Origin of the sequence: Streptomyces sp. Rer75 (genome assembly GCF_013414305.1) — a bacterium.
In the GTDB taxonomy this organism is placed as follows: domain Bacteria; phylum Actinomycetota; class Actinomycetes; order Streptomycetales; family Streptomycetaceae; genus Streptomyces; species Streptomyces himastatinicus.
In genome coordinates, this window is record NZ_CP058693.1 from 8,417,113 (window position 1) to 8,438,110 (window position 20,998).

General features: G+C 71.5%; 5 protein-coding genes and 1 pseudogene. 4 read left to right on the forward strand and 2 right to left on the reverse strand.

The genetic code is table 11. The features are described 5' to 3' along the window. Positions 1 to 17: 17 nt before the first annotated feature. A pseudogene (locus HYQ63_RS45165) lies at positions 18 to 336 on the forward strand (beta-mannosidase); the annotation flags it as partial. 96 nt (positions 337 to 432) lie between these two features. Continuing rightward, the gene (locus HYQ63_RS36325; RefSeq protein WP_179937944.1) at positions 433 to 618 is read left to right on the forward strand and encodes a hypothetical protein; all 186 of its coding nucleotides are present in this window, start codon (positions 433 to 435) and stop codon (positions 616 to 618) included. Here the strand turns inward: HYQ63_RS36325 and HYQ63_RS36330 are convergent. Next, positions 605 to 1,762, reverse strand: coding sequence for an acyltransferase (locus HYQ63_RS36330; protein ID WP_257232367.1), 1,158 nt, complete (start codon positions 1,760 to 1,762; stop codon positions 605 to 607). The two genes, HYQ63_RS36325 and HYQ63_RS36330, sit on opposite strands and share 14 nt — an antisense overlap. A gap of 248 nt (positions 1,763 to 2,010) precedes the next feature. Then, the gene (locus tag HYQ63_RS36335) at positions 2,011 to 2,769 is read right to left on the reverse strand and encodes a 3-hydroxyacyl-CoA dehydrogenase (protein WP_179937946.1); all 759 of its coding nucleotides are present in this window, start codon (positions 2,767 to 2,769) and stop codon (positions 2,011 to 2,013) included. A gap of 633 nt (positions 2,770 to 3,402) precedes the next feature. Here HYQ63_RS36335 and HYQ63_RS36340 point away from each other — a divergent pair. Next, on the forward strand, positions 3,403 to 11,751 hold the full coding sequence (locus tag HYQ63_RS36340; RefSeq protein WP_179937947.1) for an SDR family NAD(P)-dependent oxidoreductase: 8,349 nt from the start codon (positions 3,403 to 3,405) through the stop codon (positions 11,749 to 11,751). Positions 11,752 to 11,766: 15 nt separating this feature from the next. Beyond that, positions 11,767 to 20,982 (forward strand): non-ribosomal peptide synthetase, encoded by a 9,216-nt coding sequence (locus HYQ63_RS36345; protein ID WP_179937948.1) that lies wholly within the window; start codon positions 11,767 to 11,769, stop codon positions 20,980 to 20,982. Positions 20,983 to 20,998: the final 16 nt, after the last annotated feature.

The following is a 20,998-nucleotide window of genomic DNA, read 5'->3' on the forward strand; positions in this document are numbered from 1 at the left end:
GGGCCCGGAGGCCCGGCTTCCCGGTGGCGGGCAACGAGGACTCCCGCGCGTATCTCCTCTTCGTCCCCCGGGGCGCCCGCGTGGTCGCCACCGACGCGCACGGCCGTCCCGCGCTCCTGGTCCACGAGACGGGCCGCGGACGCAGCGTGCCGGCCACGTACCCGCTGGGGCACATGGCGGCGCGCACCGCCCGCGTCAACCCCGAACGGACCCGCCGGCTGTACGCGGCGCTCGCCGAACTCGCCACTCTGCGTGACCTCGCGACGGGCGAGGAGGTCGCGGAGGTCGGGCTGGCCCCCCTACGGCGTACGTGTCCTGGAACTCATCGGAGAATAGTGCACGGATACCAGTCGCCGGAGCGTTGTCCCCGCCGTTTGCCATCAAAGCGCAAAAGGGCTCTGGGGGCAGGGCGTTCGGGTAGCGTCCCGGAACATGAGCAACCAGATCAGCATTGACCGGGCCCCGGGTTCCGAGGGCGGCATCACCATCACCGTCAATCTCTCCGCTGCGGCCCTGAGCGCGCTCCAGGCGGATGGTCAGTACTCCGAGGCGCTTTCCGAGGGGCAGGTGTCCGGTGCCGGACCCGTGCTGGAAAAGATCTCCTTCAAGGTGTCGTAGAGACGCTTGCCGGTCGGCCCGGGGCGGGAGTGCGACGGCTGCGTGCCCAGCGGCGCATCAGCGGGAGTTCCACGAACCGGTGCACGACCAGCGACAGGGCCACCGAGACGGCGATCAGCGCGAAGACGATCGCGAAGCCCGCGCCGGCACTCAGATCCGGGTCGGGACCGATGGCGTGGCGCACCGCCAGCAGCAGCGGGAAGTGCACGACGTAGAGGGCGAACGTGGTCTCGCCCAGGGATACCAGGGCGGGCCTGGCCAGCTGCCGGGAGCGGCCCTCGATGTCGGCGAGGGCCGTCCTCGCGATGGCCAGTGCGATGAGTGGCGCCATCGCCGAGGACATCACGTACTGCGGAGGCAGGGCGGGCAGCACACCGATGTACACCACGAAGGCGAGGATCACCGTCAGCCGGCTGACGCGTGGCCAGGTGCCGGTCTGGATCAGGCGGGCGGTGGCGATGCCGAGCAGGAATTCCAGCAGGCGCACGGGCGGGAAGGCGGAGATGAACCACATGCTGCGCTCGTTGACCGGCATCCAGTCGTACAGCTGGGGCCCGGGGATGGCGGTGGCCACCAGTGGCATGAGGAAGATCAGCGCCGCCAGCGCCGTCCACACCCGGCGCAGCCGCTCCGTGGGGATCCTGCGTGCGGCCACGATGAGCGCCGGGAAGAGCGCGTAGAAGAACACCTCGCAGCTGAGCGACCACGCGGGTGTGTTGAAACCCGAGTACAGATCCGCGTCCGGCACCCAGTCCTGGACCAGGAAGAGGTTGGTGAGCGCCGCTGCCGCGTCGTGTGCGGGCGCGGACACCATGGGTACTTCCGTGGTGGTGACGGCGAAGAACATCAGGGTCGCGGTCCAGCTGAGCACATGGTTGGGGAAGATCCTGCAGGCCCGGCCGCGCCAGAACGCGACGGCCCGGGTGCCGGGCTTGTGGGCCCAGGTCAGCACGAATCCGGAGAGGACGAAGAAGAAGGTCACCGCGCCCGAGGCGAACGGGAAGACGGTGCCGAGCGATGTGTGCAGGGAACCGTCGAAAATCCCCGAGACATAGGTGACGTGGTACCAGACGACGAGGAGGGCGCCGAGAAAGCGCAGGCTCGTCAGCGACGGAAGACGGCCGGGAGAGGTCTCATCGGACATGGGCTTCCTGGTCTCCAGACTGTGAAGAAGCCGGAACTGGGATCCCGTGGCCACTGCCACGGGCAAACCGCTCGCGAGCGCTGTCGCACCTCGGATGGTCGTCAACGGAGAGGGCGGCACGGGCCATTCGGCACCCGAACGAAGCGCACAAGCTGGCGATCATCAAAACGGAAGACCGTTCCTGGAGGACAGACGGAATTCGGTCATCCATGAGGGGGTCGTGGCCGGAACTGGCCGACAAGTGCCGGTTATCGCGGCGCCATCCTGAGGGCGCCGTCGAGCCGAATGGTCTCGCCGTTGAGCATCGGGTTCTCCACGATGTGCGCCACGAGCGAGGCGAATTCCGCCGGTTCACCGAGCCTGGCCGGATGCGGCACCTGCTGCCCGAGCGCGTCGAGCGTGGATTCCGGGAAACCGTCGAACATGGGGGTGCGGAAAAGGCCGGGAGCGATCGTGACCACGCGGATTCCCGACTCCGCGAGATCGCGGGCGATGGGCAGGGTCATGCCCACGATGCCTCCCTTGGAGGCCGCGTAGGCCGCCTGCCCGATCTGGCCGTCGAAGGCGGCCGTCGAGGCGGTGTTGACGATGACACCGCGCTCCTCGCCGTCGCCCTCGCGCTCGTGCATCCGCGCCGCGGCGAGCCGGATGACATTGAAGGTGCCGATCAGATTGACCTGAATGACCTTGCTGAAGGCAGCCAGCGGGAACGGCCCGGTCCTGCCCACCGTCTTGAAGGCGTTGCCGATGCCCGCGCAGCTCACCGCGATGCGCAACGGGCCAAGGCTCTCGGCCAGTTCGATGGCGGCGGTGATGTCCTCCTCGCTGGTCACATCGCCGGGGGAGTAGGTCACCCGCGGGCCCAGCTCCTCCGCCGCTTCCTTGCCCGTGGACGACCGCCCGACGATGACCACGCGGGCTCCCCGGTCACGCAGTTCACGTACCGCCGCCAGGCCGAGGCCGGACGCTCCACCGGTGACCAGTGCGACGTTTCCTTCGATACGCACGTTTCGCTCCCCGTTCCCAAGCCGTGTGAAAGATCCCTGGCAGCCCCGGCCGGCAATCACGCTGAGCTGCCGCAACCGCTGTCATGCCATGGGCCGGAGGCGGCAGACGGCCGGCTCCGCGGGTGATGGGTGCGGTGATCCTATCCCGCATCTGCCGACTTCATCCGCTGATTCCGCATTCACCTGCCGCTGTTACGCTCCGCTTCCGGGCCGAGCGGATGATCACGCTGTGTTCATTGCCTTAGGTCGCACGCCTTGGGTAGCGTTCCGGCTGCCGTACAGAACGGCGGGCAGGAGCGATGAGCCTCATCGCGGAGCTTCTGCGCCAACGGGGGAAAACGGGGAAATCATGACTTTCGGCTGTACGTAGCGGGTTTACCACCTCTTTGAGCAGGTCGGCGCCGCTGTGCTGCCCACCTGCGGTGTTCACGGTCGTCCGGCGCATTTGGGCTATTTGGTCCCGGGGTTTCCGGGAGCCCGCCAACGCATTCCGCATTGCTTTGCGCTGACGCACGCACATGTAACTCCGGGACGACGTGTTCCCGTTGGAATTGTCCATTGAAATGGGACCGGACCCCATCGCCGGTTCGCCCTGCTCCGGGCTGGACAACGACTCACTGGGATGGATTACCTGTGTCCGATTCGCCGACGTTCGCCGCGACATTCACCGTGACCGCGGAGAACCCTCTGCTGAAGGGGCATGTCGTCCATGGACGCAGCCTGTTGCCCGGCGTCGGCTACGTCGACCTGGTGTTACAGGTCCTCGCCCGGCACGGCCACGCCATGCGGGACATCGAGCTGCGCAACCTCACCATCCTCGCGCCGCTCGTCGCCGCACCGGGCGAAGAGGTCCTGACCACCGTCGAAGGGCGCCCCGCGCCCGCCGGAGGGTGGCGGATCGAGGTCCGCAGCAGGCGCCCGCAGGACCGGGCCGACGTCCTGCACGCGAGGGCGACGGCACACCGGCACACCGCACCCGCCTTCCAGAAGCGACTGCCGCTGCCGCTGACCGGGCACCATCGGGCCACCACGCTCAACGACATCTACACGTGGCTCCGGCAGCAGGACCTGGTCCACTCGGGTCTGATGAAGTCCGAGGGCGTGGTGCACCACCGCCCCGATGACTGGGTCGTGGAACTGGAACTGGCCGCCGGACACCGCCCCCAACACCGCGATGGCGCGGACGGTTTCCTCTTCCACCCGGCCCTGTTCGAGGCGGGGTTGCTGGGCGGCAGCGTGGGCAGCCACATGCTGTACGAGGGAGACGCGGACGAGGGCCTGTACCTGCCGCTGGTCTTCGAGTCGTTCCGGGCGGATGCCCCCTTGGGCAGCCGTTGCTACGTCCGGGTCCCGGCCGCCTCGACGCACCGGGACGACGAACTCATGCGTCTGGCCGTGGAGTTCTACGACGAGACCGGGGCTAAGGTCGCCGAGGTCGGCAGGCTCTCGGCCAAGCGGGTCCGGGACTTCTCGGCCCTCGACGTCCGGGAGGGTCCCGTGCTGCACACCGCGGTCTCCGCCCCTCCTGCCGGAGACCCGGTCGCCGTCGCGGTGGCTGCCGGACCGGACGTGGCGGCCACGCTGCGCGAACTGATCGCGGTACGGCTGGACGTACCGGCGGCGCAGGTCGACGTCGAGAGCGGCTTCTACGAACTGGGCCTGGCCTCGGCGGACCTGGTGTCCCTGGTGCCCGATCTGGAAGACCGGCTGTCCCTGTCGCTCTCACCGACCCTCATGTTCGAGTACCCGTCCGTCGTCGAGGTGGCGGCATGGCTCGAAGGCCAGACCGCCGGGGTGCCGGACGGAAGCGGATCGGCCGACTCGCCCTCCGTCACCCGTGCCGCGCTGACCGACGAGATCTCCGCGCTGCTGGGGGTGCCGGCGGAGGAGGTGGACCCGGACGCGGCGTTCGAGGAGTTCGGTTTCGACCTGACCGGTCTGGCCCGGCTCGTCGACCGGCTGAACGACCGCTACGGGCTGGCGCTGACGCCCGCGGTGTTCGCCGAACGCCCGACCGTGCGTGCCGTCGCCGCGTACCTCGCCGAGGCCCGGGGCGGGACGACGGCGGTCGCCGCGGACACCCGCCCGGCGCCGGACCCGGAGACGCGGGCGCGTCCGCATCCGATGCTGCATCGCGTGGAGCGGGACGGCGAGGGTGCCGTCTGCCATGCGCGTTTCGAGGGCGACGAGTCGTTCCTGCGGGACCACCAAATTCGCGGTGCCCGGGTGCTTCCCGGGGTGGCGCAGCTGGAGATGGCGCGCGCCGCGGTGGCAAGTGTCCTCGTCGACGGGGCGGAGCAGGGCCGGGTGCGGCTGACCGACGTGGTGTGGCTGCGGCCCGCGGTGTGCGGCCCGGAAGGGCTGGAACTGCGCGTGGACGTGCGCACCCTGCCCGGGCACGGCTGGGAGTACACGATCCACCAGGTGGGCGCCGACGGTGAACTCACCCTGTGCGGCCAGGGCCGTGCGGACCTGTCGGACACCGGCTACCGGAGCCTGCCGAGCCTGGACGAGCTGCGTGCGGCCTGCACCGAACGGACACTGGCCTCCGCCGACATCTACGGGATCTACGCCCGTGTGGGCATGGACTACGGCCCCGCACAGCGCTCGCTGGCCACGCTCGGCGTGGGTACGGACGGAGCGGGACGCCCCCAGGCGCTGGTGGAACTGCGGCTGCCCGTCGCGGCGGACCCGCTGGACGGCTATCGGCTCCACCCGGGCATCGTGGACGGCGCGCTGCAGGCCGTCATCGGACTGCGGCTGGCAGAGGAACGATTCAGCGGCTCGTCGGCGCGTCCTGCCCTGCCGTTCGCCCTCCAGCGTGCGGAGGCGTCCGCACCCACCCCCGGGACGGCGTACGCCTGGATCCGGCACCAGCCGGGGAGCGGGCCCAAGGACACCTCGCCGAGGCTGGACATCACGGTGTTCGACGAACGCGGCCGGGTGTGCGCGGACCTGGCCGGACTGAGTACCCGCACCCTGACGGACGCCCCGGCGAACGCCTCGGTGGATGCCCCGGCAGACGCGTACCCGTCCACGCCCTCGGCGCACGCCGCGACGGACATCGCCATCGTCGGCGTCAGTGGCCGCTATCCGGAGGCGGCGGACCTGGACGAGTTCTGGCGGAATCTCCGCTCGGGCCGGGACTGCATCCGCGAGGTCCCGGCAGAGCGCTGGGACCACCGGCGCCACGCCGATGTCGGCGGCTCCTCCTCGGGCAGATGGGGCGGCTTCCTCCAGGAGATCGACCGGTTCGACCCCCTGTTCTTCCAGATCTCGCTACACGAGGCCGAACTTCTCGACCCGCAGGAACGCCTGTTCCTCCAGTGCGCCCACCACACGCTCGAAGACGCCGGATACGCGGGCGAACTGCCCGGCAGGGTGGGGGTCTTCGTCGGTGTGATGTACCAGGAGTACCAGCTCTACGGCGCACAGGCGCAGGACCGCGGCGTGCCCGCCGCCCTGTCGGGCAGCGCCTCCACCGTGGCCAACCGGGTCTCGTACTTCTACGACTTCACCGGCCCCAGCATGACCGTGGACACCATGTGCTCGTCCTCGCTGACGGCCATCCACCTGGCCTGCGAGGCCATCAGAAGCGGCCAGTGCGACACGGCGCTCGCGGGTGGGGTGAACCTCCACTCCCACCCGAACAAGTTCCTGATGCTCAGCCAGCGCCGTTTCCTCTCCAGCGACGGCCGCTGCCGCAGCTTCGGTGAGGGCGGCGACGGCTACGTGCCCGGCGAGGGCGTCGGGGCGGTGCTGCTCAAGCCCCTGGAGCGGGCCGTCGCCGACGGGGACCAGATCCACGGCGTGATCAAGGGGACCGCGCTGAACCACGGCGGGCGGACCTCCGGCTACTCGGTGCCCTCCCCGGCGGCGCAGGGCGAGGTCATCACCGAGGCGCTTGCCGCCGCGGGCGTCGACCCCCGCTCGCTCGGCTACCTGGAGGCCCACGGCACGGGGACGTCCCTCGGCGACCCGATCGAAATCGCCGGGCTGACCAAGGCGTTCCACGCCCCGGGCGGTCTGCCCACGGACCTTCCGATCGGCTCGGTGAAGTCGAACATCGGCCACTGCGAGGGCGCGGCCGGCATCGCGGGCGTCACCAAGGTGCTGCTCCAGATGCGGCACGGGGAGCTGGTGCCGAGCCTGCACTCCGGCGTGCTGAACCCGCACATCGACCTCACCGGCACACCGCTGAGCGTGCAGCAGCGGGCGGAGCCGTGGCGCCGACCGGTCCTGGAGGGCGACGGCGGACACCGGACGCATCCGCGGACCGCCGGTGTGTCCGGCTTCGGCGCGGGCGGCTCCAACGCCCACGTCGTCATCGCCGAGTACGAGCCGCCGACCCCGCCCCCGGCGCGGTCCGACGCGCCGCGCCGTCCCGCCCTGCTCGTACTCTCCGCCCAGAGCCAGGTCCAACTCGTCGAGCAGGCACGGCGGTTGCACGCCCGGCTGGCGGAGCTGACCGACGACGACCTCCCCGATGTCGCGTGGACCCTCCAGGTGGGGCGCATGGCCCTGGAGGAGCGGCTGGCCTTCGCCGCCACGTCCATCGAGGCCGCCCGCGCACGGCTGGAGTCGTTCGCCGCAGACCCGGGGCACCCGAGATCCTGGGTACGGGGCACCGCGCCCCGTGGCCGGGGGAGGACCGCCGGGGCGGACGGCGACGCCTTGCGGTCGGCCCTCGCGGAGTGGACCGCCCACGGCACGCCCGACCGGCTGCTGGGCATGTGGGCGGAGGGAGCCGCCGTGGCGTGGGACACGCTGTATCCGTCGCTCCCTCCCGCACGGCGCATCAGCCTCCCCGGATATCCCTTCGCCCGGGAGCGGTGCTGGTTCGACCTCGACCTCGCTGCCGGGACCCGGGTCACGACGGAGCCGCGCCAGACCGCCACCGGGCAGGACGCCACGGGCCAGGGCTCCACCAAGCAGAACACCACCGGCCCGGACGAGATGGTGCTGCTGCGCCCTGAGTGGGTCGAGCGTAACTCCCGTCCCGCCGAGGACACCTTCGCCGAACACCACGTCCTGGTGATCGGCCACCTCACGGCCGACGACCGCGATGCCCTCCGGACCGCCCTGCCCGCCGCCGCGTGCCACTTCCTGGAACTCGCGGACGGTTCGCTCGACCGCCAGTACGCGCAGGCCGCCGAGGGCGTGTTCACGCTGGCCCACGGGATCCTCGACGGCAGGGTGCGACGGCCGGTCCTGCTCCAGGTCGCCCTCGTCGGCGCCGCCGCCACCGACGCCGAACGAGACCGCCTCGCCTGCTTCGGCGGGCTGGCGGGTCTGCTGAAGACGGCTCACCAGGAGAACCCGCTCCTGCACACCGGATATGTCGAATGCCTCGACGCGCCCACACCGGCCACTGTCGCCACCCGACTGGCCGGTGAAGCGGTGCGCGACCCGGAACCGGAGGTGCGCCACCGCGACGGCCACCGGCTCGTCGCCACGCTGGCCCCCATCGCCGCTCCCCGGGCCCAGGCCCAGCCGTGGAAGCAGGACGGCGTCTACCTCATCACCGGCGGCGCCGGGGGACTCGGCCGGATCGTGGCGAAGGAGATCGCCGCGTCGGCAGGCCGGGCCACCGTCGTGCTCACCGGCCGGTCGCCCCTGAGCGCGCAGGCACGGGCCTCACTGAACGAGCTGCGTACGGCCGGGCTGACCGTCGACTACCAGCGGACCGACGTGACCGACCGGGCGTCGGTCGAGCGTGTGCTGGCTCATGTGGCGGACAACCACGGGCCACTGACCGGCATCGTGCACAGCGCCGGGGTCATCGACGACGGCTTCCTCCTGCGCAAGAGCCCCGAGCGGCTGGCGCGCGTCCTCGCCCCCAAGGTCGCCGGACTGGTCAACCTCGACGAGCTGAGCCGGGACCAGCCGCTGGAGGTGTTCCTGTGCTTCTCGTCGACCGCCGGGGCCTTCGGCAACCCCGGACAGGCCGACTACGCCGCCGGAAACGCGTTCATGGACGCCTACGCCGCGTACCGCAACCGCCTCGTCGGCGCCGGGCTGTGCACCGGTTCGACGGTCTCCGTCAACTGGCCGCTGTGGGAGGAGGGCGGCATGGACGGCGACGCGGTGCGGGAGAGCCTGCGCGACGCCGGTCTGGCACCGCTGGACACCCCGCGCGGACTGGAGGCGCTGCGGTGCGCCATGGACCCGCGGGACAACGGCCTCGCCGACGGCCGGTTGCTCGTCCTGGTGGGTCGCCGTGACGAGCTGCTGTCCCGACTGCCCGGCAACGCCCCCGAGCCCGCCGTTCCCGAGCCCGCTGCGGCCGTCCCGCCCGAGGCACCGAATGACGAGGCGGACCGGGCCCTGGAGGACAGGGCGGTGGGTCATCTGCGGCGGCTGCTGGCGTCGTCACTGAAGCTCGGCCCCGAGCGCATCGCCGTCGACACGCCGCTGGAGCGGTACGGCATGGACTCCGTCATCGCGGTCAACGTGATCTCCCGGCTGGAGGAGGACTTCGGGCCGCTGTCCCGGACGCTGCTCTTCGAGTCCGAGACCGTACGCGAACTGGCACGGTACTTCGTCGCCGACCACACCCAGACCCTGCGCACTCTGCTCGGCGTCCCCACTCCGCCGCCCGCGCCGCCCGTCCAGGACACCACCACCGCACGGCAGGTGGTCACGGCTTCGCCGACCCCGCCGCACCGGACGGACACCGGGGACGAGACGGAGCCACGGAGCGGGCGCGCGGACGTCCACGACCGCGGCGAGGACATCGCCGTCATCGGCATCACCGGCCGTTATCCGGGGGCCGAAGACCTCGACACCCTGTGGACCAACCTGCGCGATGGCAAGGACGCCGTCACCGCGGTGCCGCCCGGCCGCTGGAACCACGAGTCGGCCGACGGCACCGGGGAGGAACCCGGCCCGTGGGGCGGATTCCTCGACGGCATCGACCGGTTCGATCCCCTCCTCTTCGGCATCTCGCCGCGCGAGGCCGCCGCGATGGACCCGCAGCAGCGGCTGTTCCTGGAGACGGTGTGGCATCTGCTGGAGCAGAGCGGCGTGACCCAGTCCGTCATCGAGCGACGGTACGAGCGGCGCGTCGGGGTCTACGTCGGAGCGGCGTACCAGCTCTACCGGGCCGACGCGTCGGACCCCGCGCTCGCGGCGGTCACCTCGGCGGCCTCGTACAACATGATCGCCAACCGGGTCTCGCACTTCTTCGGTCTGGAGGGGCCCAGCCTCGCCGTGGACACCATGTGCGCGTCGTCGGCCACCGCCATCCACCTCGCCTGCGCCGACCTGCGGCGCGGCGAGAGCGAACTGGCCGTCGCCGGAGGCATCAACCTCACCGTCCACCCGGACAAGTACATCGCCCTGGCCGAGTTGCAGCTGCTCGGCAGCCACCCGGGCAGCCGCAGCTTCCGCGACGGGGACGGCTACCTCCCCGCCGAGGCCGTCGGCGCCGTGCTGCTCAAGCCGCTGGCCGCGGCGGTCCGCGACGGCGATCGGGTCCACGCCGTCATCAAGGGCACGTCCTCGCTGCACGGCGGCCGGTCCAACGGCTTCATGCGGCCCAGCCACCGGGCCCAGGTGAAGGTCATGCGGCGGGCGCTGGAGCAGGCCGGTGCCGGACCGGACTCCATCGGGTACGTCGAGGCCGCGGCCAACGGAACCACGATCTCCGACGAGATCGAATTCCAGGCCCTGCGGGAGGTGTTCGACGGGGTGACCGAGCCGGTGGCGCTCGGCACGGTGAAGTCGAACCTCGGACACCCCGAGGCAGCCTCCGGGATCGCCCAGCTCACCAAGGTCATCCTGCAACTGCGCCACCAGGAGCTGCCCCCGCTGGTGGCGGCGGGTTCCCCCAACCCCCACCTCGACGCCGACGGCACCGCGCTGCGGCTGTGCGACCGGCTGACGCCCTGGGAACCCCGTGGCGCCGCCGGTCCCGATGGCCGCCCGGCGCCCCGCCGCGCGCTCATCAACTCGGTGGCCGCGGGCGGAAGCCACGTCAGCCTGGTCGTCGAGGCCCCTCCACCGACCGGTGCCGCCGCGCCGGAGCCCGACGACCCCGCCCCCCAACTGGTGGTGGTGTCCGCCGCCACTCCCGAGCGGCTGCGGACGGCGGTACGGCGGCTCCATGCCTACCTGGAGGGCGACGGCCCGGCGAGCCTGGCCGACATCGCGTACACCTCGCAGCTGGGCCGCGAGGCGCAGGCCGAGCGGTTCGCCGTGGTGGCGGGCTCCCTCGACGAGCTGAGGCAGGCCCTGGCGCAGCAGTCCGCGGGCCCCCCGGGGGCCGGGGACATGCTCGCGGACGACGCGGCCCCGGCCGTACCCGTCCACCGGGGCAATGCCGAGGAGGACGCGGGCCCGCTGGGGACCGTGCTGTCCGGGGCGCGGGGCGAAGCGTTCCTGGCCGGTCTGGTGGCCGACGGCGACCTCGACCACCTCGCCGAGCTGTGGGTGCGCGGGATCGACGTGCCGTGGGACGGCCTGCACCGCGGGGCGCGCCGACTGGCGCCCCTTCCGCTGACGGAGTTCGAACGGGACAGGCACTGGGCCGGCCGCGCGGCCGGGGCGCTCGCCATCCCCGAAACCGCGGCTACAGCTGCCACCGATGCCGTCACTGACACCGACGCCGTCACCGGCCGCGCCGAACCACCACGGGACCGGACACTGACCGAGGCCGAGCGGACCATGGCCGCCGCATGGTCCGAACTGCTGATGATCGACGTCGACCGACTCGGAGCCAGGAGCAACTTCCTCTCCCTCGGCGGCAATTCACTGCTCGCCACCCGCCTGATCAACCTGCTCGCGCAGCGGACCGGTGTGGAGCTTCCGGTGAAGGTCGTCTTCGACGCGCCCGGACTCGCCGAGATGGCCGCCGAGCTGGAACGCCGTACCCCCTCCGGGAACACCGCGGCGCCGGACACCGAGCAGATCCTGCGGAGCATCGCCCTCATCGAGCGCATGAGCGACGAAGAGCTCGACGCGCTGGACATCGCGAACTGAGCAGACAGGACGACGATGAACACCATCCCCCAGGACCTCCGCCAGGAAGTGGTCCGAAAGATCCGGTCCCTCCCGGCCAAGCGGCAGCGCGCCCTGGCCGCGTTGCTCGGCAAGCAGGGCCTCGACCTGTCCGCGCTCGGCATCATCGCGCCGTCCCCCCGCCCGGCGGGCGAGCCCGTCCCGTTGTCGTTCACCCAGCAGCGCCTGTGGTTCCTGGCCCAGCTGGACGGAAGCAGCGCGGCCTACAACATCCCGATCGCCGTGCGGCTGCGCGGACACCTCGACCGCGCGGCGCTGGTGCGGGCGCTGGAGGCCGTGGTGGGGCGGCACGAAGCCCTGCGCACCCGCTTCGTGGACCACGACGGCGTTCCGTACCAGCACATCGGTGACGGTGGCGACTTCACGGTCCACGAGGAGGACGTCGCCGACGAGGCGGAGCTGTCCCGGATCTGTGCACGGGAGGCCGCCACCCCGTTCGACCTGGCGTCGGACCCGCTGATCCGCGCCCGGCTGCTGCGCCGGTCCGAGCGGGAACACGTGCTGCTGGTGACGATGCACCACGGGGTGTCCGACGGCTGGTCGGCCGGTGTGCTCTTCCGCGACCTCACCGCGTACTACGAGGCGTTCCGCGACGGACGGCCGGCCCCGCTGGAACCGCTGCCCGTGCAGTACGCCGACTACGCGCGATGGCAGCGCCAGTGGCTCGTGGACGACGTGCGGGCGCGCCAGGTGGAGTACTGGAGGAAGCAGCTCTCCGGAGTCGACCCCAGGCTGTCGCTGCCCACCGACCGTGAGCGGCCGCCGGTCAAGACGTACCACGGGGCGCGCGAGAGCTTCCGCTGCCCGCCCGAGCTGCTGGAGAGGGTGCGCGAGGCTGGCGCGCGGCACGATGCCACCTTGTACATGACGCTGCTCGCTGCCTGCACCATCGTGCTGCACCGCTACACGCAGCGGACCGACATCGTCGTCGGCACGGTGGTGGCCAACCGCAGCCGGCGCGAGGTCGAAGGGCTCATCGGCTTCTTCGCCAACACCCTGGCGATGCGCACCGACCTGTCGGACGACCCTGCCTTCCCTGAGCTGCTGACCCGGGTGCGGAAGACCGCGCTGGAGGCGTACGACCACCAGGACGTGCCCTTCGAGGCCGTGGTGGACGCGCTGCGGCTGGAGCGCAGCCAGAGCCATTCGCCGGTCTTCCAGACGATGTTCGTGCTCCAGGAGGCGCAGACCGAGGAGGAGACCCGGCTCGGCGGACTGGAGCTGTCCCCGGTCGACTTCGACATCGACGTCACCAAGTTCGACCTCACACTCGACCTCCGCGAGACGCCGGACGGGCTCGTCGGAACGGCCGAGTACAACACCGACCTGTTCGACCGGGACACGGTACGGCGCTTCGTACGCCACTACACCACCGTGCTGGAGGCCATCGCCGACCACCCCAGGGAGCGGATCTCCCGGCTGGGCGCACTGGAGGCGACCGAGCGGCAGCGGGTCCTGGTGGAGTGGAACCAGCGCCCGCCGGGCCTGGATTCCCCGGACCGGTGTCTGCACGAGTGGTTCCAGGACGTGGCAGCCGCGACGCCCGACGCGGTGGCGGTGGAGTGCGAGTCCAGGTCACTGACGTACGGCGAGCTGAACGCACGGGCCAATCGCCTGGCGCGCCACCTGCGCGGTCTGGGCGTCGGGCCGGGCGTGCTGGTGGCCCTGTGCCTTCCGCGGTCGGAACACATCGTGACCGGTGTGCTGGCGGTACTCAAGGCGGGCGGCGCGTACGTCCCCCTCGACCCGGCCGTGCCGGTCGAGCGGCAGAACCATGTGCTGAGTGACAGCGAGCCACGGGTGCTGCTGCTGGACGGCCCGGCCGCCGAGGGGCTGGAGACGTCGGGGGCGTCGGTCGTCGACCTGCGGGCCGACGCCGCATCGTGGGCGGACCTGCCGGACGGCGATCTGAGTCGCGCCCAGGTGGGAGCGTCCCCGGCGGATCTCGCGTATGTCATCTACACCTCGGGGTCGACGGGTGTGCCGAAGGGGGTGATGGTCGAGCATCGCAATGTGGTGCGGTTGTTCTCGGCGACGCGGGGGTGGTTCGGGTTCGGGAGCGGGGATGTGTGGACGTTGTTCCATTCGTTCGCTTTCGATTTCTCGGTGTGGGAGATCTGGGGTGCGCTGCTGCATGGTGGGCGTTTGGTGGTGGTGCCGCAGTCGGTGACGCGGAATCCGCGGGAGTTCTATGAGTTGGTGTGTTCGGCCGGTGTGACGGTGCTGAACCAGACTCCGAGTGCGTTCCGGCAGTTGATCGCGGCGCAGGGTGAGGAGGGTGCGGCGCATCGGCTGCGGGTGGTGGTGTTCGGTGGTGAGGCGCTGGATGTGGCGGCGCTGGAGCCGTGGATGGGGCGTGCGGTCAACCGGGACACCCGGTTGGTGAACATGTACGGGATCACGGAGACCACCGTGCATGTGACCTACCGGCCGCTGGAACGCGCCGACACCGAGGGCACGTCGAGTCCCATCGGGCAGCGCATCCCCGACCTGCGCGTCTACGTCCTGGACGGCCATGGCGAGCCGGTGCCCATCGGCGCGGTGGGGGAACTGTTCGTGGGCGGCGCGGGCGTGGCCCGTGGCTACCTCAACCGTCCCGAGCTGACCGCCGAACGTTTCCTGCGCGACCCGTTCCGCAGGGAACCGGGGGCCAGGATGTACCGGACGGGCGATCTGGTCCGGCAACTGCCCGACGGCTCGCTGGAGTACCTGGGCCGCAACGACGACCAGGTCAAGATCCGCGGCTTCCGCATCGAACCGGGCGAGATCGAGAGCAGGATCGGCGAACACCCCGCCGTGCGCTCGTGCGTGGTCCTGGCCCGGGAGGACCAGCCGGGCAACAAGCAACTGGTGGCATACGTGGTCCGGGAGGACGGCCACAGCGACGCGGACCCGGCCCCCGAGCTGCGCCGCCACGCCGAGCGCACCCTCGCCGCGTACATGGTCCCCAGCGCCTTCGTCGTCATGGACGCCCTGCCCCTCACCGCCAACGGCAAGCTGGACCGCAAGGCCCTCCCGGCACCCGGCACCGGCGCCTACGACCAGCGCGCCTACGTGGCGCCGAGCACCGACACCGAACGGGCGCTCGCGGCAGCGTGGGCCGAGCTGCTGGACTTCGACGAGACACGTATCGGCGCCGACGACAACTTCTTCGCGCTCGGCGGCCACTCGCTGCTCATCACGGTCCTGGTGGCCCGGCTGAAGGGCCTCGGCTTCGACGTCCCGGTGCGCAGCGTGTTCGGCAGCCCGACGCTGGCCCGGCTGGCGGCGGAGATCGACGGGACCACGGCGGACCAGGCGTACACGGTGCCGCCCAATCCGATCCCCGAGGGCTGTGAACACCTGACCCCGCAGCTGCTGCCCCTGGTGGCGCTGGACCAGGCGCAGATCGACGCGATCGTGGCGACCGTCCCCGGCGGCGCCCCCGCCGTCCAGGACATCTATCCGCTCGCCCCGGCGCAGGAGGGCATTCTCTTCCACCACCTGCTGGACCCGGACAACGACCCGTACCTCGTCTCCGTGCTCCTCACGGCCGACGACGAGGCGGCGTGCACCGCCTTCACCGAGGCGCTGCAGACGCTGATCGACCGCCACGACGTCCTGCGCACCGCCGTGCACACCGCGGACCTGCCCGAGCCGGTGCAGGTCGTGCGGCGCACGGCGCGCCTGGAGGTGGAGCGGACCCGCCTCGATCCGGACCAGGACGCCGAACGGCAGGCGCGTGCGCTGCTGGACCGGCCCCGGCGCATGCGCGTTGACCGGGCCCCGCTGCTACGGCTCCTCATCGCCGAGGACCCGCACGCCGACCGGCGCCATCTGCTGCTGAGCGCCCATCACCTCATCGAGGACGCCACCACCCTGCGGCTGGTCCTCCAGGAACTCGCGGCACACATGGCGGGCCGGGCCGACCTGGCGCCGCCCGCGCCGTACCGCGACTTCGTCGCGCACACCGTGCGGCGGATGGCCTCGGATGAGGTGGAGGCCCATTTCCGGGCCGCCCTCGCCGATGTCACCGAGCCGACCACCCCCTTCGGCCTGACGAACGTACGCGGCGACGGCCACCGCTATCCGCAGCTGCGGCGCGCGCTGCCCGCCGACCTCACCCGCGAGGTGCGCGCCCAGGCCCGGCGGCTGCGCGTCAGCCCGGCCGTCCTCTTCCACGCCGCGTGGGCCCGCGTGGTGGCCGCGTCCACGCAGCGGGACGACGTCGTGCTGGGCACCGTGCTGTCGGGGCGCCTCCAGGGCGTGCCCGGGGTCGAGCGGATGCTCGGCAACTTCATCAACACCCTGCCCCTGCGGGTGCGGCTGGCGGACCGTACCGTCCGGGACCTGGTCGCGGATGTGGACACCGGCCTGCGGGAGCTGATCGCCCGCGAGCAGACCCCGCTCAGCCTGGCGCAGGGCTGCAGCGGCCTGGACAACGACACCCCGCTGTTCAGCTCGGTGGTCAACTTCCGCCACTTCGAGCCCGGGGACGCGACCGCCGCCCGGCTGGAGGACCTGGGGATCCGGTGGGTCGCGGAGGCCGACGCGATCAACTACCCCCTCTCGGTGTCGCTGGACGACTTCGGCACCGAACTGTCCCTGCACATCCGGGTCGACGACGCCGTGGCATGCGAGGCCGTGGCGGACTACGTCGAGACCGCGCTGTACGGCATCACCGGCGCCCTCGCCGCGGACGACGGAACCAGCACCCCGGTACTCGACGTCGACGTCCTGCCCGAGGCCGAGCGCCGACGGCTCCTGGTGGAGGGGAACCGGCAGCCCGAGGGCGCGGACTCGCCCGAGCGGTGTGTGCACCGGTGGTTCGAAGAGGTGGCCGCCGGGTCGCCGGACGCGGTGGCGGTGGTGTGCGAGGGCCGGTCGCTGTCGTACGCCGAGCTGAACGCGAGCGCGAACCGGCTCGCCCGCCATCTGCGCGGCCTCGGCGTCGGCCGCGACACCCTCGTGGCGCTCTGTCTTCCGCGCAGTGAGCACCTGGTGGTGAGCGTGCTCGCGGTGCTCAAGGCAGGTGGCGCCTATGTGCCGGTCGATCCGGCGGTGCCGGTGGAGCGGCTGGCCCATGTGCTGGGCGACAGCGCGCCGCGGGTGCTCCTGGTCGACGGGCCGGTGCCCGAGGGCCTGGACACCTCCGGGGTCCCGGTCGTGGACATCCGGGCGGACGCCGGGCGGTGGGAGAGCGAACCGGACGGTGATCTGACCGGAGTGGCGGCCTCACCGGCGGATCTCGCGTATGTCATCTACACCTCGGGGTCGACGGGTGTGCCGAAGGGGGTGATGGTCGAGCATCGCAATGTGGCGCGGTTGTTCTCGGCGACGCGGGGGTGGTTCGGGTTCGGGAGCGGGGATGTGTGGACGTTGTTCCATTCGTTCGCTTTCGATTTCTCGGTGTGGGAGATCTGGGGTGCGCTGCTGCATGGTGGGCGTTTGGTGGTGGTGCCGCAGTCGGTGACGCGGAATCCGCGGGAGTTCTATGAGTTGGTGTGTTCGGCCGGTGTGACGGTGCTGAACCAGACTCCGAGTGCGTTCCGGCAGTTGATCGCGGCGCAGGGTGAGGAGGGTGCGGCGCACCGTTTGCGGGTGGTGGTGTTCGGTGGCGAGGCGCTGGATGTGGCGGCGCTGGAGCCGTGGATGGGGCGTGCGGTCAACCGGGACACCCAGCTGGTGAACATGTACGGGATCACGGAGACCACCGTGCATGTGACCTACCGGCCGCTGGAACGCGCCGACACCGAGGGCACGTCGAGTCCCATCGGGCAGCGCATCCCCGACCTGCGCGTGTACGTCCTGGACGGGCGCGGCAAACCCGTACCGCCCGGCGTCGTCGGCGAGCTGTTCGTGGGCGGCGCGGGCGTGGCCCGCGGCTACCTCAACCGCCCCGAGCTGACCCGCGAACGCTTCCTGACCGACCCGTTCTGCGGAGAGCCGGACGCCCGCATGTACAAGACCGGCGACCTGGTACGCCAGACAGCGGACGGCTCGCTGGAATACCTGGGCCGCAACGACGACCAGGTCAAGATCCGCGGCTTCCGCATCGAACTGGGCGAGATCGAATCCGCCCTCGCCCGGCACGAGGCGGTGGCCCACGGCGTCGTCGTCCCCCGGCAGTCCGCCGACAACCGCACCCTGGTCGCGTACGTCCGCCCCACCGCCCAGTGGCTCGACTCCGCCGCCCGGGAACAGAACACCACGCTTCTCGACCAGTGGCAGCGGGTCTTCGACGACGAATACGCCGGTGCCACCGGGGACGCGGACACCGCCGACGACCTGAACCTGGCCGGCTGGGAGAGCAGCTACACCGGCGAGCCCATCGCCGAGTCCGACATGCGCGAATGGATCGACGGCACGGTCCGGCGCATCGAGGATCTGCGCCCCAAGCGGCTGCTGGAAATCGGCTGCGGCACCGGACTGCTGCTCTTCCGCTACGCCGAAGCCTGCGACGCGGTCCACGCCCTCGACCTCTCCGCCACCGCCCTCGACGACGTACGCCGGGGCGTGGCGCGCCGCGGCTGGTCGCACATCACCCTGGAGCGGGGCGACGCCTGGTCCGTGACACATCTGCCCCGCGCCATGTACGACACCGTCGTCATCAACTCGGTCGCCCAGTACTTCCCCAACCGGGCCTACCTGGAGGAGGCCATCGCCCGGCTGCTGCCCCTCGTCGAGGAGGGCGGCCGCATCCTCATCGGCGACGTCAGGAACCTGGACCTGCTGTCGGCCCATCTGACCGCCTCCGAACGTGGCCGCGCGGGCGGCCGCACGACGGCCGGTGCCCTCACCGCGCAGGTGCGCCACCGCCGCCGTCAGGAGAGCGAACTGCTCTTCAGCCCGACGTACTTCACCGGCCTGCCCGAGCGGTTCCCCGAACTCGGCGCCGTCGACATCATGGCCAAGCGCGGCACCGGCGACTACGAAATGCTCGCCTACCGCTACGACGTCGTCCTGACCAAGGGCGCCGGCCCCGCCGACGAGCCCCTGCCCTGGCTGGAGGCCACCACCCCGGCACGGCTGCGCGCCCTCCTGGAGGGCGGCACCCCCGACCGGTTCGGCGTCAGCGGCCTGACCAACCCGCAGGTCGAGGACGATGTGCGGATCAGCGACGCCCTCACCCGGCTGCCGTCCTCGCACGAGGTGGAGCCGCTGACCGGAGGCGCCAGGCTGTCCCGCGCGGCGACCGATGCCGTACGGGAACTCGACGCCGTGCTGCGCCACGCGGAACAGCTCGGCTACCGCGTCGAACCCACCTGGTCACAGGACCGGCCCGACGCGCTGGACCTGGTGTTCGGCAGGGGCCGGCTGCCCCGGGTCCGCGCCCGCGCCCCCTACCGTGCGACACATCTGGCCAACACGGTGCGCATCGGCGACCTGGGCCCGTCGATGGCGCGCCTGCTCAAGGAACACCTGTCCGCGAGCCTGCCGGAGTACATGGTCCCCGGGGTGTTCGTGCTCCTCGAAGAGTTCCCCGTCACCGTCAACGGCAAGGTCGACAAGGGAGCGCTTCCCGCGCCCGACGAGGACGCCGTGGCCAAGGAGGCGTACGTCGCGCCACGCACCGAAGCCCAGCGGACCCTGTGCCGGATCCTCCAGGACGTGCTGGGGCTCGGCCGCGTCGGGCTGGAGGACGGCTTCTTCGCCCTCGGCGGGCACTCCCTGCTGGCCGTACGGCTCAATCTGCGCGTGCGCCAGGAGACGGGCCGGGAACTGCCGCTCCAGCTCATCCTCACCGGTGCCACCGTGGCGGACATGGCCGCGGCGCTGGAGGAGGAGCCCGCCACGGAGGACACCGCGCCGCTGGTCCCCGCCGCACCCGCGCCCGGCGCGGACGCGCCGCTCTCCCTCCAGCAGGCCGACCTGTGGTTCCTCAACCACCCCGGCCACCTGCCCGCGTCGTACGACAACGCTCAGCTCGCGTACCGCATGGCGGGCCACCTGGACCGGGACGCCTTCGCGGACAGCGCCCGCGCCCTGGTCGAACGGCACGCGATCCTGCGCACCAGCTACGTGCGCCACGACGGCACGGTCACCCAGCGCGTCAACGACGGTAGCGGCTTCCCCGTGCACATCGCCGAGCGGATCACCGGAGCCGACGCGCTCACCCGGTGGCTGCGCGACGAGCGGACCCGCCCGTTCGCACCGGACGACCCGTACATGGTGCGCATCCACCTGGTGCCGGTCTCGGAGCGTGAACACGTCTTCGTCCTCACCCGGCCCTGGGGCGTGTTCGACGGATGGTCGCTGACCATCGTGCTGTCCGAACTGCTCACCCTGTACCGCGCGCTGACCCGCAACACCCGGCCCGAGCTGCCGGAACTCCCGCTGCGGTACGCCGACTTCGCCCGCTGGCAGCGCGGCGCGGTCGACAGCGCGGAACTCGACCGCCAGCGCGCCTACTGGCGGCGGCAGCTGGACGGGCTGCCCGCGTGCCTGTCGCTGCGCACCGACCACCCGCGGCGCGCCGTCAAGTCCTACCAGGGCGCCTCGCTCCCCTTCGAGGTGGGGCCGGATGTGCTCACCGGGCTGCGGAAGCTGGGCCGGGAACGCGGCGCCACCCTCTACATGACCCTGCTGTCGGCGTTCGGCGTGCTGGTCGGCGGCCACAGCGACGACGACGAACTCGCGATCGGATCCCCGGTCACCCACCGGCCCCGGGCCGAGCTGGAACACCTCGTGGGTTACTTCGTCAACACGCTCGTGATGCGCCTGGACGTGGCCCCGGACCGGTCCTTCACCGAGGTGCTGGCCCGGGCCGGGCAGGTCACCGCCGAGGCCCACGCGCACAAGGACCTGCCCTTCGCCGACCTGGTCAGGAGCCAGGTGCCGGAGCCCGACCCGGCCCACTCCCCGCTGTTTCAGGTGATGTTCAACCTGGTCCCGAACCCGGTGCCGGAGCCGGACCGGACCGACGCCGACGACCTCGCGATCACACCCGTCGACCTCCACTCCGGCACGGCGAAGTACGACCTCGGCCTGACGGTGCGGGAAACGGCGTCCGGGCTGCTGGGATCCCTCGAATACTGCACCGATCTCTTCACCCGGGAGACGGCCGGCCGCATGGCCCGGTCCTACGAGCACCTGCTGCAAGTAATCGTGGCCGACCCGGGCGCCGGTCTGGAGTGGCTGCGCGCACGGGCGTATCGGGCACGGGTGGATCGGGCACGGGCGGAGCGGGCACGGACGGACGAGTCCGAGTGACGGCGCGATCGGAGAA

Excerpts from the sequence above, each read along its gene's own strand:
- HYQ63_RS36325 (WP_179937944.1), top strand. The coding sequence starts at position 433 with ATGAGCAACCAGATCAGCATTGACCGGGCCCCGGGTTCCGAGGGCGGC.
- HYQ63_RS36330 (WP_257232367.1), bottom strand. The coding sequence starts at position 1,762 with ATGTCCGATGAGACCTCTCCCGGCCGTCTTCCGTCGCTGACGAGCCTG.
- HYQ63_RS36345 (WP_179937948.1), top strand. The coding sequence starts at position 11,767 with ATGAACACCATCCCCCAGGACCTCCGCCAGGAAGTGGTCCGAAAGATC.